This is a genomic window from Pseudomonas sp. FDAARGOS_380 (genome assembly GCF_002591235.1).
Taxonomy (GTDB): Bacteria; Pseudomonadota; Gammaproteobacteria; order Pseudomonadales; family Pseudomonadaceae; genus Aquipseudomonas; species Aquipseudomonas salmasensis.
In genome coordinates this window covers 1,456,986-1,471,783 of sequence record NZ_CP023969.1, presented here as the reverse complement: position 1 = coordinate 1,471,783, position 14,798 = coordinate 1,456,986, and the positions used below count along the sequence as shown (strand labels likewise).

Below are 14,798 nucleotides of genomic sequence, written 5' to 3'. Positions count from 1 at the left end.
GAGACTTGCCGATGCCTGACTCAACGCCTGTGCGCGACGATTACCGCCACTTCCAGCCGATCACCACGCGTTGGCACGACAACGATGCCTACGGCCATGTGAATAACGTCACCTACTACAGCTTCTTCGACACAGCCGTTAATACCTACCTGATCGAACAGGGCGGGCTGGATATTCATGACGGTGAGGTGGTGGGGTTTGTGGTGAGTTCGGCCTGCGATTACTTCGCCTCGATTGCTTTCCCTGAGCGCATTGAAATCGGCCTGCGGGTAGGCAAGCTGGGCAATAGCTCGGTGCAGTATGAGCTGGCGGTATTCAAGGCGGGCGAGCAGGAGGCGTGTGCCGCGGGGCGCTTTGTCCATGTGTTTGTGGACCGAGCGTCGAACCAGCCAGTGCCGATTCCGGGGATGTTGCGCGAGGCGATGCAGCGCTTGGTGGTTTGAGGGCACCTGCAAGCAACCCATGCCAAATGTGGGAGCCGGGCTTGCCCGCGATGGCGCAGTATCAGGCAATACCTCTAAACCTGATTCACTGCGATCGCGGGCAAGCCCGGCTCCCACACTGGATGTGTTCGTCAGAGCACGTATTGATCAGTCGCGATAACGATGCTTGTTCTTGCGATGCCCATAGGCATGGCCGCGGCCTGGGTGGCCATCGCGGTAGTAGCGACGATCGTCACGGTCGCGATCGCGGTAATGGCGGCTGTCGCGATCACTTTCGTTACCCATGTAGTTGCCCAGCGCGCCGCCGGCGCCACCGCCGGCTGCTGAGCCGACCAATGCACCGGTACTGCCGCCGACGCTGCGACCCAAGACGTTGCCGCCGGCTGCGCCCAGTGCGCCACCAATGGCTGCTTCGCCACGGCTACGCTTGTCTGCGCCGACCGCGCTACCGCCAGCGCCGCCCAGGGCCGCCCAGGGCCGCGCCGATGGTCGAACCGGTGTTGCCGCCCAGCTGCTGGCCGACAACGGAACCTAGAACCCCACCCAATGCGCCGCCTACACCGGCTTCGGTGGTGCCGCCTGCCATGGCTGCGCCACTGACTAGGCCAAGGGACAACAAGAGAATCGAGGAGAACTTCATTCAGGGAAACCTCAAGGGATGACGGCGCGATCCTGAGGTTGTATCGAGCCGCTGACAATCGAAATCCGACCGGCGGCAGAGGTTGTATACAATTTGCTAAGTTACTGTTTTGTATAGGGAACTTAAGTCGTTTTTGCAGGTCTTTAGTTACTTCGGAAGGGCCGCTTTTATGCAAAAGCGGCCTTTTTTTGTGGCTGCAGAATGTGCGGTGCTTGTGCTGGCCTCTTCGCGGGCTTGCTCGCGAAAGCGGTAGTTCAAGCAACACATATCTCGGATCAAGTCAGGCCGAGCGCGCCATGATCAACCCACTGTCACTCGCCGCTTCCAAGCGAATCGCAACAAACTTAGACGTTGGCGTATGGCTCCCGTCGCCAGTGCTTTCCAGCGGCACCAGTGGGTTCACCTCCGGATAGTAAGCCGCCGCCTGCCCCGCCGGAATATCAAATGCCAGCAGCGTAAAGCCCTTCACGCGGCGCTCACGACCGTCCTCCCACAGCGACACGATATCTGCCTTCTGCCCCGGCTTGAAGCCCAGGCGGATGATGTCGGCTTCGTTGACGAACAGCACATCCCGCTGGCCTTTGACCCCGCGATAACGGTCGTCCAGGCCATAGATGGTGGTGTTGTACTGATCATGGGAGCGCATCGACTGCATGATCAGGTCCGGCACCCGGCCCGTGGCGTGGGTGCGTTCGTGGATCAGGTCTTTGGGCAAGATGTTCGGACGGAAGTTTGCGCGGCCCGACGGTGTGTTCCAGCGGCGTGCACCGGCGGAGTTGCCCAGGTAAAAGCCACCTGGATGTTTGATCTTCTCGTTGAAGTCCTTGAAGCCTGGGATGGTGTCGGCGATCAGGTCGCGGATGCGCCCGTAGTCAGCCACCAGCCAGTTCCAATCCACGGGCGTGCTGCCCAGGGTGGCGGCAGCAATGCCTGCCAGGATCGCCGGCTCGGACTTCATCAGTTTCGACAGCGGTTGCAGTTGGCCGTTGGAGCCGTGGACCATGCTGAACGAGTCTTCCACCGTCACCGCTTGCGGGCCGTCGGCCTGGATGTCGATGTCGGTGCGGCCCAGGCACGGCAGGATCAACGCATCTTTACCGTGCATCAGGTGGCTGCGGTTGAGCTTGGTGCTGATCTGCACGGTCAGGTCGCAATTGCGCAGCGCTTCAAAGGTGCGCGTGCTGTCTGGCGTGGCTTGGGCAAAGTTGCCGCCCAGGCCGATAAAGACTTTGGAGCGGCCTTCAAGCATGGCATGAATCGCTTCCACCACGTTATGGCCATTGTCGCGCGGCACCTGGAACTGGAAACGACGCTCCAGTGCGTCGAGAAACGCCACCGGTGGGCGTTCGTTGATGCCCATGGTGCGGTCGCCCTGCACGTTACTGTGGCCACGCACCGGGCACAGCCCGGCGCCTGGGCGGCCAATATTGCCGCGTAGCAGCATCAGGTTGGCGATTTCCTGGATGGTCGGCACCGAGTGGCGGTGCTGGGTAATCCCCATTGCCCAGCACATGATCACATTCTTGCCTTTGGCGTACATGCGCGCCGCTTGCTCGATCTCCACCAGGGTCAGGCCGGACTGTTCGACGATCTCCTCCCACGAGGTGTCGTCGATCTGGCCCAGGTATTCCAGGACGTTGGCAGTGTGTTCATTGAGGAAGTCGTGGTCGAACACTGCTTCCTTGCCTTCGGCCAGGGCTTGGCGTTCCCACAGCAGCAGGAATTTGGCCATGCCGCGCAAGATAGCCATATCGCCACCCAGCGCCGGGCGGAAGTAGGCGGTGTTGGTAGGCTTGTCACCGTTGGTGAGCATTTCCAGCGGATGCTGCGGGTGCTGGAAGCGCTCCAGGCCACGCTCTTTGAGTGGGTTGATACACACCACCTGGGCGCCGCGCTTCACTGCTTCGCGCAGCGGTTCAAGCATGCGCGGGTGGTTGGTGCCGGGGTTCTGGCCCCAGACGAAAATGGCATCGGCATGCTCGAAGTCATCAAAGGTCACGGTGCCTTTGCCCACGCCCACGCTCTGCGCCAGGGCTACGCCGCTGGCTTCGTGGCACATGTTCGAGCAGTCCGGGAAGTTGTTGGTGCCATAGGCGCGTACAAACAGCTGGTACAGGTAGGCGGCTTCGTTGCTGGCACGGCCCGAGGTGTAGAACTCGGCCATATTCGGGCTGGGCAATGCGTTGAGGTGCTTGCCGACCAGGTCGAAGGCGGCTTCCCAACTGATGGGCGCGTAGCGATCGGTCTGGGCGTCATAGCGCATCGGCTCGGTCAGGCGGCCCTGGTATTCCAGCCAATAGTCGCTTTGCTCCAGCAACGCTGTGACGCTGTGCTTGGCGAAGAAGGCCGCATCGACGCGGCGCTTGGTGGCTTCCCAGTTGACTGCCTTGGCGCCGTTTTCGCAGAACTTGACCATGCCGCTTTCCGGCGAGTCGCCCCAGGCGCAGCCCGGGCAGTCGAAGCCGCCGTTCTGGTTGGTCTTGAGCATCATGCGCAGGTTTTTCAGGGCGTTGTCGCTGGTCAGCCAGGCTTGCGCCACGCTGATCAGGGCGCCCCAGCCACCGGCTGGGCCTTTGTAGGGCTTATAGCGTGGGGTTGGGGTCTGGTCGGCTTGGTGGTGAAGGCTCATGGCTGGTGCTCCATCGCAGGGCTATAGACCCGTGGCGCGCTTTTTTGCGGCAGGTGGATGAGGTTGAGGTTGTGCCGGCGCGCCCATTGCAGGGCCAGGCCGGTGGGCGACGACAGGCTGACCAGGGTCTGGATGCCGGCGCGCAAAACTTTCTGAATCAATTCGAGGCTGCAGCGGCTGGTAACAATCGCCAGGCCGCCGTCGGTCGGAATCTTTTGGCGGATCAATGCGCCAATCAATTTATCCAGAGCGTTATGCCGACCGATGTCTTCACGACCCATCAGCAATTCGCCCTGGCTGTTCATAAATACCGCGGCATGCACGGCGCCGCTGTGTTGGCCCAAGGGTTGGAAAGCGCTGATACGTTGGCGCAAGCCATCGAGCCACTGCGCCGGCGGCAAGGGCGCGCCGGGCAGTACCTGGAGGTCGGGCAATGCTTGCTCTACCGCTTCCACGCCACACAGGCCACAGCCGCTGGTGCCCGCCAATTGGCGGCGTTGCTGCTTGAGGTTCCAGAACGCACGGCTGGAAACCTGTACCTGGGCGTATTGGGCTGCGGCTGAACCGCTGATTTTCAGGTCATAAATGTCGTTAACGTCGGTGATAATGCCGCTGCCGAGGCTGAAGCCTACAATGAAGTCTTCCAAATCTGTAGGCGTCACCAGCATCACCGCCTGGCTGATATCGTTATAGGCAATCGCCAACGCCACTTCTTCGGCCAGCGCAGTGCTGGCCACTTCTGTGTGTTCAAGATTGCAATAGTGATAGCTCTGGCTGGCGACGGGCGCGGTCGATTCGAGAGCGGGCGCCGCGCAGTGAGGGCGCTTGGCGTTCATGGGGCAGTACCACCGGCGGATTGATCAGTGTTTAGACTAGGCGCGACAAAGGGTCACGTCTAATCGCCAGTATTGATCTATTGATAGAGGGCGTCGATCAAGGTTCACCGGCGTTTTCGTCGGGCTTATTCCAGGCAGGGGCGATTGAGATACTTTTGAGTCTTTAGCCAGTCTGGAACCCAAGTCGGCAGGACTGGTCTAGTCTTGGGCATCTGGAAATTAAATCCCAAGGAGAGCGCACCATGAGTATTTTTAGCTTTATCAAAGAAGCCGGCGAAAAGATTGTCGACCTGTTGACGCCGGGTAATGCGAACGCCAGTGAGCAGTTGAAGGAGCATGTGAGCAAGGTGGGCCTGGGTAATCCAAACGTGCAAACCACGGTGGATGGCGACAAGGTCACAGTGACCGGTGAAGTGGCCACGCAGGAAGAGAAAGAAAAGATCCTTTTGGCGCTGGGCAACATTGCTGGCGTGGCCAGTGTGGATGACCAGATCACAGTATCCGGTCCAGTGGTTGTGGCTTCGCGCTTTGTTGTAGTGAAAAGCGGCGACACCCTGAGCGCAATCTCTAAAACGGTTTATGGCGACGCGAATAAGTACAACAAGATCTTCGAGGCTAACAAGCCACTGTTGTCGCACCCGGACAAGATCTACCCAGGCCAGACACTGCGCATTCCTGAGTAATACGCAGGATAAAATGAGCAAGCTCGCCCTTTTGTAGGAGCGAGCTTGCTCGCGAAAAACTCACAGGCACCGCGTTTATCCAGGAAGCACGCGTTATCGTTGACGTTTTTCGCGAGCAAGCTCGCTTCTACATAAGCCCGGCAATGAGTTCTCGATAATCCCCGACGGCTGCAAATTCTGCAGTGTCCTTTGGTCCTTTCTTGCTATCAGGCTCTTTCACGGCCAGTAAATGCCCTACACCGAAATCCCGGGCGCTGCGCAGGATCGGCAAGGTGTCATCTATAAACAGGCTACGGGCCGGGTCAAACTGGATATCCGCTTGCAAGGCTTGCCAGAATTGCGGGTTTTCCTTGGGAAAACCGTAGTCGTGAGAGCTGATCAAGCGCTCGAAATACGGCGCCAGTTCAATGCGTTCCAACTTCAATGACAGCGAATCACGATGAGCGTTGGTGATCATGATCACGCGCTTGCCGGCCTGTTTGATCGCCGCCAGGAACGTATCGGCATCCGGGCGCAGGGCAATCAGGTGGGCGGTTTCCAGCTTGAGTTCGCGCACCGGGATCTTGAGTTCAGTGCTCCAGAAATCCAGGCAATACCATTGCAACTGTCCCGCGTTACGCTCAAACAGCGGTTGCAGCTCCATCTCGGCCATGGCCTGGCTCACACCGTGCAGTTCGGCGTAGCGCTGGGGCAGATGTTCCATCCAGAAGTGGTTGTCGTAATGCAGGTCGAGCAGGGTGCCGTCCATGTCCAGCAGGACGGTGTCGATGGCGTGCCAGGGCAGAGAGGGCATGGTGGGGTCTCATGTAAGTAAAGATATCCGACACAGACAATCGGAAAAGCCACGGTATAGTAACCCGATCACGCCAAGGAGCCGTTTATGCGCCAGAAACCCACTGTCCTCGCCCGCGAAATAGTCGCCAGTAGCCGTTTGTTCCGCGTGGAGGAAGTGCAATTGCGCTTTTCCAATGGCGTTGAGCGCACCTACGAGCGTCTTGTCGGGCGTGGCACGGGCTACGGCGCCGTGATGATTGTAGCGATGATCGATGAAGATCATGCATTGCTGGTGGAAGAGTACTGCGGCGGCACTGACGAATATGAATTGTCATTACCCAAAGGCTTGATCGAGCCCGGCGAAGACGTACTGGCGGCGGCAGACCGCGAACTCAAGGAAGAGGCCGGCTATGGCGCACGGCAGTTGGAGCACATCACCGAGCTGTCATTGTCGCCTGGTTATATGAGCCAGAAAATCCAGGTGGTGCTGGCTACCGATCTCTATGAAGAGCGCCTTGAAGGTGATGAGCCCGAGCCGATGCGGGTAGACCGGGTCAACCTGCGTGAGCTGTCGGCGTTGGCGCAAAACGAGCAATTCAGCGAAGGTCGCGCCCTGGCGGCGCTGTATCTGGTCAGAGACCTGTTGACCCAGCGTGGAGCGTTCAACGCATGAGCGAACTGTTTTTAGGCCACCCGTTTATCGCCCCGGTCATTGAGCTGGCTCGGCAGGCGGGTGAAGCCATCCTGCCGTACTGGCGTGCCGACGTAGCTGTGACCTCCAAATCGGATGATTCGCCCGTGACAGCGGCCGACTTGGCTGCCCACCATCTGATTCTCGCAGGCCTGACCGCGCTGGACCCGAGCATTCCAGTGCTGTCTGAAGAGGATGCCGATATCGATCAGAGTGTGCGTGCCGGTTGGCAGCGCTGGTGGTTGGTGGACCCTTTGGATGGCACCAAGGAATTCATTTCTGGCAGTGAAGAATTCACCGTCAATATTGCCTTGATCGAACAGGGCCGCGTGGTGTTCGGCGTGGTGTCGATACCGACCACTGGCCGTTGCTACTTCGGCGGCGCGGGCCTGGGGGCTTGGCGGTCGGACGTCAATGCAGCGCCCAAGCAGATTCAAGTACGCCAGGCCCCGGCCTCGGGTGAGGCCTTTACGGTGGTGGCCAGCCGTCGTCATACCAGCCCTGAGCAGGAGCGCCTGCTCAATGGCCTCAGTGAAGGCTTGGGCGAGTTGAAACTGGCGAATATCGGCAGCTCGTTGAAGTTTTGCTTATTAGCCGAGGGCAGTGCCGATTGTTATCCGCGCCTGGCACCGACCTCGCAGTGGGATACTGCAGCGGCCCAGGGTGTATTGGAAGGGGCGGGGGGGGAAGTGCTGGAGTTGAATGGTAAGCCGTTCAGCTACCCGGCGCGGGAATCGCTGTTAAATCCGTTCTTCCTGGCGTTGCCGGCCAAAGCCGCCTGGCGTGAGCGGCTGCTGACCCTGGCCAGATCATGACCCCTTTGTAGGAGCGAGCTTGCTCGCGAAAAACCTGAGAGCGCTGCGTTATCGTTGGCGTTTTTCGCGAGCAAGCTCGCTCCTACAGTGCGTTGACAGCGGTCGTTAGCGATGCAGCACGTACTGGCCGGTAAAGACGACAGCGTGCTCTTCGCTGCCCTCATTTACTATCCACGTCTCCAGCGCCAATCGCGCCCGCCCATAGCGCTGGTAGGTCGCCACAAAGCGTTTCCACACCTTCTCCTGCGGCGCCGCGCAAATGGCTGTCGCGTCTTGCGTCACCGGCAGTGGGTAGCTGATCTGCCCTTCCTGAATCACGATATGCCCGTCTTCAATCCCGGCTTCACGCAGCTTCAGGTGCAGCCAACCCCAACCCGCCAGCACCGCGCCGCAGTAGAGGCTGCCGCCAAACATGGTGCTCTTGTGGTTGATATTGGCCTGCAAGGGCAGGTGCAGTTGCAGTTGGTCGTGTTGCCAGTCGAGCACCCTGAGGCCCATTTCCCGGGTGAGTGGGATGTCATGGTGAAGGATGGATTCCAGGTAACGGCTGTCGCGGCTCATGGCGGCCTCTTTGTGGGTTGACGATGTCATTCGTCGTCTGAGCTCTGGCTGGCACTGTCGGCGAAGTTCAGGCCGTGTTTTCGCAGTTTGTCATGCAAGGTTTTGCGCGGCACGCCCAAGGCTTCGGCGAGGCTGCGCACGGAGCTGTGGGGGCGGGTCAGTTCGGCGGCGATCAGGCTTTTTTCGAACTGTTCGACTTGCTCGCTCAGGCCTCCTGGCGTGGAGGTCAGCACGCCGGCGGCGGGATGGTCCTGGGTGTTGTCCAGGGCCAGCTCCAGGCCGAGGGCGAAACGCTCCGCGGCGTTTTGCAGTTCCCGCACATTGCCCGGCCAACTGTGGCGCAGCAACAGCGCGCGCTGGCCCGGTTGCAGTTCGTGCAAGGGCAGGCCGTGGCGGCTGCTGGCCTCGTCGGCGAAGTGCTGGAACAGCATCAGCGCATCTTCACCCCGTTCTCGTAGCGGGGGGATGCGCAGCGGCGCCACATTGAGGCGGTAATACAAGTCGGCACGGAAGCGGCCCTGGTCGGCGGCCTGGCGCAGGTCTTCCTTGGTGGCGGCGATAATGCGGATATCCAGCGGGATCAGCTGATTGCCACCCAGGCGTTCCACTACGCGCTCCTGTAAAAGGCGCAGCAACTTGACCTGTACATCCAGGCTCATGCTTTCAATTTCATCCAGAAACAGCGTGCCGCCATTGGCAAACTCGAACTTGCCGATGCGGCGCTTTTGCGCGCCGGTAAACGCGCCGGGTTCATGGCCGAACAGTTCGCTTTCCACCACCGACTCCGCCAGGGCCCCGGCGTTGATCGCGACAAACGGGCCGCTGCGTCGGCTTGAAAGGTCGTGCAGGGCGCGGGCGACGACTTCCTTGCCCGCCCCGGTTTCGCCGAGGATCAACACATCGGCCTTGGTCGCGGCCAGCGCACCGATTTGTTCGCGCAGGCGCAACATCTGTGGCGAGTGCCCTACCAGGCGCGTACTCAGTTGCTGGCGGTCGCTGAGGGCCAGGCGCAGGCTGCGGTTGTCCAGTACCAGCCGACGCAGGGCCAGGGCACGGCGCACGCTGTCGAGCAGCGCGTCACTGGCAAAGGGTTTTTCCAGAAAGTCATAGGCGCCGGCACGCATGGCCTGCACCGCCAGCGGTACATCGCCGTGGCCGGTGATCAGCAGCACCGGCAGGTCGGGGTCCTGGCCGTGCAATTCGGCCAACAGTTCCAGGCCGTCCATGCCGGGCATGCGGATGTCGCTGACCACCACGCCTGGCCAGTCGCGGGACAGGCGTGCGGTGAGCCCGGTGGCTTCGCCCAGGGGCAGGACTTTCAGGCCGGCCAGGTCCAGGGTCTGGCACAGGGCCTGACGCAGGTGTGGATCGTCGTCGATCAATACCACCTGAATCGAGTTGTCGATACTCATACACTGCGGTCCTCGGACGGTTGCAGACTGACGCCCGGCGAGCCGGCACGCAATTTCAAGGTTAACAGCGCGCCGCCCTCCTTGTGGTTGGCGAACAACAGTTCGCCGCCAAAGGCGCGCATCAGGGTGTCGCAGATCGCCAGCCCTAGCCCCAGGCCTTGGGTGCGCGTCTTGGTGGTGTAGAACGGCTCACTGGCGCGGCCCAGGGCTTCCATGCAAAAGCCCGGGCCGTTGTCGCGAATATACAAGTTGACGCCTTGGGGCGTGGTTTCGGCACTCAGCCAGAGTCTGCGTGGCGGGCCTTTTTCGGTGAGGGCGTCCAGCGCATTGGCCAGTAAGTTACCCAGCACCTGGCGTAGGCGGGTTTCACCGGCCTGCACCCACAGCGTCGCCTCTGGCAGGTCGCGGATCAACTCCACCTCCATCGAACGCCGACGCTTGGCCAGCAATGCCAGGGCGTCGTCGAGCGCCGGTTGCAAAGCCACGCTCTCCGGCGCGTGCCGGTCACGGCGGGCGAATGCGCGCAGGTGGGCGATGATCGAGGCCATGCGCCCGGTCAATTCGCTGATCAGCTTGAGGTTGCCACGGGCATCGTTGGTGCGCTCATGGTCGAGCAGGATCTCAGCGTTTTCGGCATAGCTGCGAATCGCCGCCAGTGGCTGATTGAGTTCATGGCTGATACTCGCCGACATGGTGCCCAGCGCCGAGAGTTTACCGGCCTGGACCAAGTCGTCCTGGGCGCGCACCAGTTCTTGCTGGGCGTGCTCGCGCTCCAGTACTTCCTGTTTCAGGCGCCGGTTCAGGCCCTCCAGGTCGCTGGTACGCTCGGCCACGCGCATCTCCAACTCGCGGCGGGCCTTGGCTTCGAAGGCGATGCGTTCCAGGTAATGCCGGCGGCGCTGCATCAGCAACCCCAGCAACAGCATCAGCACCAACAATGTGGCGCCGCCTACCGCGACGACCGTGCGCACCGGACGGTTGATCAGCGAGCGCGGCGCGAGGATTTCCACGTTCCAGCCGGTCTCGGCGATGGCCGTGGATTGGCGCAGCCAGGCGCTGCTACTGAGGCTCAGCGGCTGCGGGTCGCGGGTGGGGTAGGGCTGGATGGCAACGATGGCCTCGCGCTCTTTGGCGGTTAGTGGCCGAGTGGCGCGGAATCGCCATTGCGGGCGTGAGGTGAGGATCACCACGCCGTTATGGTCGGTGACCAACAGTTGTTCCGGGGTATTGCCCCACAGGCTTTCGGTGTGGTCCAGATCGACCTTCACCACCAGCACGCCGATGATGGTGTCGCCGTCACGTACCGCGGCAGCGAAGAAGTAGCCGCGCTTGGCCGAGGTGGTACCCAGGCCGAAGAAACGCCCTAGGCGCCCGGCCATGGCCTCGCTGAAATACGGACGGAAGGAGAAGTTGCGCCCGACAAAGCTGTCTTGTTTGTCCCAGTTGGACGCGGCGAGGGTCTTGCCGGTGGTGTCCATCAAATACATCACCTCTACCCCGGCCTGGGCGGCGACGTCCTTGAGCAACTGGTTGGCACTGACCAGGTGGGTGCTGACGTGGGGCGCGTCCAATGCGGTGCGCAGGGCCGGCAAGTCACCGAGGATTTGCGGCAGTATTTCGTAGCGATGCAGGGTGCCCAACAAGTTGGCGACGTAGAGGTCGAGGGTCTGGCGGTTTTGCCCGGCCAGCTCGCTGCGGTAATAGCGCTCGGCCAAATGCTCCAGCGGCCACAACAGCGGCGCCAGGCACAAAGCCAGCAGGGCGAGGCTGCGCCAGCGGGGTCTTCGCGGAAGGGGTGGGGTCATGGACGTCGCGCCTGTGGGTACAGGCGCATTATGCCTAGTGCTGCTGTGCAAGACACTCGTGCAATGCGTCTTGCCACTGTGGCTGGCTGACGTGCCATTGTTGTTGCAGGCGCGTGCAGTCCAGGCGCGAGTTCAGCGGGCGCTTGGCGGGGGTCGGGTAAGCGCTGGAAGGGATCGGCTCCAGCTCGGCACAGGCCTTGCCCTCGGCGCGCAGTTGCTCGCCAATGGCTTCGGCAAAACCGAACCAGGAGGTTTCACCCTGGGCAGTGAGGTGGTAAACACCCCAATCCCCAGCCTTACCGGCCTGCCACTGCTCGATCAGCACGCGAGTGCTGTTGGCGATGGTACCGGCCCAGGTCGGCGCACCGATCTGGTCGGCCACGATGCGCATCTGTGGTTTTTCCTGCAGCAGGCGTTGCATGGTCAGCAGGAAATTCTTGCCATGGCTCGAATAGACCCAGCTGGTGCGCAAGATCAGGTACTGGCCACCTACAGCCGCAATCGCCTGCTCACCCGCCAGCTTGCTCTGACCGTAGACTCCCAATGGGTTGGGCGTGTCGTCTTCGGTGTAGGCAGCAGGTTTGCTGCCGTCGAACACGTAGTCGGTCGAGTAATGGATCAGCGGGATACCCAGCGCCTTGGCTTCCTCGGCGAGGATGCCGGGAGCGATGGCATTGATGGCAAACGCAGCGTCCGGTTCGCTCTCGGCCATATCGACGGCGGTGTGGGCCGCCGCGTTGATGATCAGGCCAGGGCGATGGGCGCGCACTTGCTGGCGGATGAGGTCTGCGTCTGCCAGGTCAAGTTGCTTGCTGCCCAGGACGATAAGTTCGCCCAGGCCCTGGAGCCGCTGCTGCAGCTCCTGGGAGACTTGGCCGTGTTGGCCGGTGATGAGGATTTTCAGAGGCGCCATCACAGGAATAGATCCGCGTCTTTCAGGGTTTTACCGCTCTGGTCCTTGGCGGACAGCGTCGGGGTGCCATTGAGCTGCCAGTCGATGTTGAGATCCGGGTCATCCCAACGGATACAACGCTCCGCAGACGGCGTGTAGTAATCCGTGGTCTTGTAAAGGAATTCGGCGTAGTCGCTCAGCACGACGAATCCATGGGCAAAGCCTGGTGGAATCCATAACTGGCGGTTATTTTCTGCCGATAGGCGTACGCTGGCCCACTTGCCAAAATGCGGCGAGCTGCGGCGGATATCCACCGCCACGTCCAATACTTCGCCGGCAGTCACACGCACGAGTTTTCCCTGAGCGTGTTCTACCTGGTAGTGAAGACCTCTCAGCACGCCTTTTTGCGAGCGCGAGTGATTATCCTGCACAAACTGCAGTTGTAACCCGCTGGCTTTTTCAAACGCGCGGGCATTGAAGCTCTCATAAAAAAAACCGCGCTCATCGCCAAAAACCTTCGGCTCGATGATCAATACACCGGGCAGCTCAGTGGCAATCACGTTCATTTAGTGTTTCCAGCGAGCATATACAGGTACTGACCATAGCCGGTCTTGCCAAAGTACTTGGCACGCTCCAGCAGATAATCACGATTGATCCAGCCATTTTCGTAGGCTATCTCTTCCAGGCAGGCCACTTTCAAGCCCTGGCGGTGCTCGATGGTCTGAACGTAAGTCGAGGCTTCCAACAGGCTGTCGTGGGTGCCAGTGTCGAGCCAGGCGAAACCACGGCCGAAGCGTTCAACGTGAAGATCGCCACGCTGAAGGTAGGCATTGTTGATGTCGGTGATCTCCAGCTCGCCGCGTGGCGAAGGCTTGACCGCTTTGGCGATCTTGATCACGTCGTTGTCGTAGAAGTACAGGCCGGTCACCGCGTAGTGGGACTTGGGTTTAGCCGGTTTTTCTTCGATGGACAGGGCGCGGCCTTCGCTATCGAAGTCAATCACACCGAAACGCTCAGGGTCTTTGACCCAGTAGCCGAACACCGTGGCGCCCGAAGGACGTTCGGCGGCGGTGCGCAGTTGATCGCCAAAATGCTGGCCGTGGAAGATGTTGTCCCCCAGGATCAAGCACACAGGGTCATCGCCAATGAACTCTTCGCCGATGATAAATGCCTGGGCCAGGCCGTCCGGCGAAGGCTGCTCCGCGTAGGTGAAGCGCACGCCGAACTGGCTGCCATCGCCCAGCAGGTTCTGGTATTGCGGCAAGTCCACTGGCGTGGAGATCACCAGAATGTCCTTGATCCCCGCCAGCATCAGTACCGAGATCGGGTAGTAGATCATCGGCTTGTCATACACCGGCAACAACTGTTTGGACACGCCCAGGGTAATGGGGTGCAAACGCGTGCCGGAACCGCCGGCCAATACAATTCCCTTCATCATGCGATCAAATCCTTCACGTCAGTATTGCCCAGTCGTTCACCTTGATAACTGCCGTCCTGGACCCTGCGGCACCATTCCAGGTTATCGAGGTACCACTGCACGGTTTTGCGCAGGCCGGTCTCGAAGGTTTCTTCCGGGACCCAGCCCAGTTCGCGTTCGATTTTGCTGGCGTCGATGGCGTAGCGTTGGTCATGGCCTGGGCGATCCTTGACGAAGGTGATCAGGTCAGTGAATTTCTCCACGCCGGCTGGGCGTTGTGGCGCCAATTCTTCCAACAGGGCGCAGATGCCACGTACCACGTCGATGTTCTTCTGCTCGTTGTGGCCGCCGATGTTGTAGGTTTCGCCCACAACCCCAGTCGTGACCACTGTGAGCAGCGCACGGGCGTGATCCTCAACGAACAGCCAGTCACGCACCTGCAGACCATCGCCATATACCGGCAGTGGCTTGCCCGCCAGGGCGTTGAGAATCACCAGCGGGATCAATTTTTCGGGGAAGTGGAACGGCCCGTAGTTGTTCGAGCAGTTGGTCAGCAGCACAGGCAGGCCATAGGTGCGCTGCCAGGCGCGTACCAGATGGTCGGACGCGGCCTTGCTCGCGGAATACGGCGAGCTCGGTGCGTAAGGCGTGGTCTCGGTGAAGAGGTCGTCCACGCCGTGCAGGTCGCCATACACCTCGTCAGTGGAGATGTGGTGGAAACGGAATGCGCTTTTTGCCGGCTCTGCCAGCTTCTGCCAATAGGCGCGCGTGGCTTCCAGCAGGCTGTAGGTGCCCACGATGTTGGTCTGGATAAAATCCGACGGACCGTCAATGGAACGGTCCACATGGGACTCGGCCGCCAAATGCATGATCGCATCGGGTTCGAAGCGTGCGAGCACGGCGCTGACGGTGGCCTGGTCGATGATATCGGCCTGGACAAACTCATAGCGGCTGTTGGACGCGATGCTGGCCAGCGACTCGAGGTTGCCGGCGTAAGTCAGCTTGTCCAGGTTGAGCACTTCATGCTCAGTGTGTTGAATCAAGTGCCGGATCAGGGCCGAGCCAATAAATCCGGCACCGCCGGTGATGAGAATACGCATGTCGAGGGCCTTTTCCTTAGACGGACACTGGGCGAAAGTAGCATAGCTTGAGTTGTGAATCGGGCCGGCGCAAGTGCCGTGAGCAGAAGGGGTTGATTAA

General features: G+C 60.6%; 14 protein-coding genes and 1 pseudogene. 4 read left to right on the top strand and 11 right to left on the bottom strand.

Annotation, left to right across the window (positions count from 1 at the left end; translation table 11 throughout):
* Positions 1–11: 11 nt before the first annotated feature.
* Complete coding sequence (locus CRN80_RS07020) at positions 12–443, top strand: thioesterase family protein (protein WP_032894109.1); 432 nt, start codon at positions 12–14, stop codon at positions 441–443.
* A gap of 147 nt (positions 444–590) precedes the next feature.
* Here the strand turns inward: CRN80_RS07020 and CRN80_RS07015 are convergent.
* From CRN80_RS07015 to fdhD, 3 genes and pseudogenes are all read right to left on the bottom strand, one after another.
* A pseudogene (locus CRN80_RS07015) lies at positions 591–1,083 on the bottom strand (glycine zipper domain-containing protein).
* A 280-nt stretch (positions 1,084–1,363) separates the two neighbouring features.
* Positions 1,364–3,712: an FdhF/YdeP family oxidoreductase gene (locus CRN80_RS07010; protein ID WP_098949824.1), complete on the bottom strand. Its 2,349-nt coding sequence runs from the start codon at positions 3,710–3,712 to the stop codon at positions 1,364–1,366.
* Positions 3,709–4,548: a formate dehydrogenase accessory sulfurtransferase FdhD gene (gene fdhD, locus CRN80_RS07005; protein WP_098949823.1), complete on the bottom strand. Its 840-nt coding sequence runs from the start codon at positions 4,546–4,548 to the stop codon at positions 3,709–3,711. The genes CRN80_RS07010 and fdhD overlap by 4 nt, the downstream gene beginning before the upstream one ends.
* Before the next feature lie 242 nt (positions 4,549–4,790).
* On the opposite strand from fdhD, the gene lysM reads away from it, so the two are divergent.
* Positions 4,791–5,231 (top strand): peptidoglycan-binding protein LysM, encoded by a 441-nt coding sequence (lysM, locus tag CRN80_RS07000; RefSeq protein ID WP_032894105.1) that lies wholly within the window; start codon positions 4,791–4,793, stop codon positions 5,229–5,231.
* 127 nt (positions 5,232–5,358) lie between these two features.
* On the opposite strand, the gene yrfG is transcribed toward lysM, so the two are convergent.
* Complete coding sequence (gene yrfG, locus CRN80_RS06995; RefSeq protein ID WP_032894102.1) at positions 5,359–6,024, bottom strand: GMP/IMP nucleotidase; 666 nt, start codon at positions 6,022–6,024, stop codon at positions 5,359–5,361.
* 87 nt (positions 6,025–6,111) lie between these two features.
* Between yrfG and nudE the strand changes: the two genes are divergently transcribed.
* Together nudE and cysQ are read left to right on the top strand one after the other, a co-directional pair.
* Positions 6,112–6,678, top strand: a complete 567-nt coding sequence (nudE, locus tag CRN80_RS06990; protein ID WP_032894100.1) for an ADP compounds hydrolase NudE — start codon at positions 6,112–6,114, stop codon at positions 6,676–6,678.
* Complete coding sequence (gene cysQ, locus CRN80_RS06985) at positions 6,675–7,511, top strand: 3'(2'),5'-bisphosphate nucleotidase CysQ (protein WP_098949822.1); 837 nt, start codon at positions 6,675–6,677, stop codon at positions 7,509–7,511. Before nudE ends, cysQ begins: the two co-directional genes overlap by 4 nt.
* Positions 7,512–7,616: 105 nt before the next feature.
* Here the strand turns inward: cysQ and CRN80_RS06980 are convergent, their stop codons facing one another.
* The 7 genes from CRN80_RS06980 to rfbB are packed head-to-tail and all read right to left on the bottom strand — an operon-like array spanning position 7,617 to position 14,698.
* Positions 7,617–8,072, bottom strand: a complete 456-nt coding sequence (locus tag CRN80_RS06980) for a thioesterase domain-containing protein (RefSeq protein ID WP_003187710.1) — start codon at positions 8,070–8,072, stop codon at positions 7,617–7,619.
* A gap of 26 nt (positions 8,073–8,098) precedes the next feature.
* Positions 8,099–9,484, bottom strand: coding sequence for a sigma-54 dependent transcriptional regulator (locus tag CRN80_RS06975; RefSeq protein ID WP_032894092.1), 1,386 nt, complete (start codon positions 9,482–9,484; stop codon positions 8,099–8,101).
* Positions 9,481–11,289 carry an ATP-binding protein gene (locus CRN80_RS06970; protein WP_098949821.1) on the bottom strand — a complete coding sequence of 603 codons (1,809 nt, stop codon included), beginning with the start codon at positions 11,287–11,289 and terminating at the stop codon, positions 9,481–9,483. Before CRN80_RS06970 ends, CRN80_RS06975 begins: the two co-directional genes overlap by 4 nt.
* Before the next feature lie 34 nt (positions 11,290–11,323).
* Entirely contained in the window at positions 11,324–12,193 is an 870-nt protein-coding gene (gene rfbD, locus CRN80_RS06965) for a dTDP-4-dehydrorhamnose reductase (protein ID WP_169918275.1), read from the bottom strand.
* 8 nt (positions 12,194–12,201) lie between these two features.
* Entirely contained in the window at positions 12,202–12,747 is a 546-nt protein-coding gene (rfbC, locus tag CRN80_RS06960) for a dTDP-4-dehydrorhamnose 3,5-epimerase (protein WP_044270559.1), read from the bottom strand.
* The gene (rfbA, locus tag CRN80_RS06955; protein ID WP_098949819.1) at positions 12,744–13,619 is read right to left on the bottom strand and encodes a glucose-1-phosphate thymidylyltransferase RfbA; all 876 of its coding nucleotides are present in this window, start codon (positions 13,617–13,619) and stop codon (positions 12,744–12,746) included. Before rfbA ends, rfbC begins: the two co-directional genes overlap by 4 nt.
* A complete protein-coding gene (gene rfbB, locus CRN80_RS06950; RefSeq protein WP_069556673.1) occupies positions 13,616–14,698 on the bottom strand; it encodes a dTDP-glucose 4,6-dehydratase in 1,083 nt (360 codons plus the stop codon). The genes rfbA and rfbB overlap by 4 nt, the downstream gene beginning before the upstream one ends.
* Positions 14,699–14,798: the final 100 nt, after the last annotated feature.

Coding starts and splice junctions, on each gene's coding strand:
- rfbA (WP_098949819.1), bottom strand. CDS start 13,619: ATGATGAAGGGAATTGTATTGGCCGGCGGTTCCGGCACGCGTTTGCAC.
- CRN80_RS07020 (WP_032894109.1), top strand. CDS start 12: ATGCCTGACTCAACGCCTGTGCGCGACGATTACCGCCACTTCCAGCCG.
- CRN80_RS06980 (WP_003187710.1), bottom strand. CDS start 8,072: ATGAGCCGCGACAGCCGTTACCTGGAATCCATCCTTCACCATGACATC.
- fdhD (WP_098949823.1), bottom strand. CDS start 4,548: ATGAACGCCAAGCGCCCTCACTGCGCGGCGCCCGCTCTCGAATCGACC.
- nudE (WP_032894100.1), top strand. CDS start 6,112: ATGCGCCAGAAACCCACTGTCCTCGCCCGCGAAATAGTCGCCAGTAGC.
- cysQ (WP_098949822.1), top strand. CDS start 6,675: ATGAGCGAACTGTTTTTAGGCCACCCGTTTATCGCCCCGGTCATTGAG.
- yrfG (WP_032894102.1), bottom strand. CDS start 6,024: ATGCCCTCTCTGCCCTGGCACGCCATCGACACCGTCCTGCTGGACATG.
- CRN80_RS06970 (WP_098949821.1), bottom strand. CDS start 11,289: ATGACCCCACCCCTTCCGCGAAGACCCCGCTGGCGCAGCCTCGCCCTG.
- rfbC (WP_044270559.1), bottom strand. CDS start 12,747: ATGAACGTGATTGCCACTGAGCTGCCCGGTGTATTGATCATCGAGCCG.
- lysM (WP_032894105.1), top strand. CDS start 4,791: ATGAGTATTTTTAGCTTTATCAAAGAAGCCGGCGAAAAGATTGTCGAC.
- CRN80_RS07010 (WP_098949824.1), bottom strand. CDS start 3,712: ATGAGCCTTCACCACCAAGCCGACCAGACCCCAACCCCACGCTATAAG.
- rfbB (WP_069556673.1), bottom strand. CDS start 14,698: ATGCGTATTCTCATCACCGGCGGTGCCGGATTTATTGGCTCGGCCCTG.
- CRN80_RS06975 (WP_032894092.1), bottom strand. CDS start 9,484: ATGAGTATCGACAACTCGATTCAGGTGGTATTGATCGACGACGATCCA.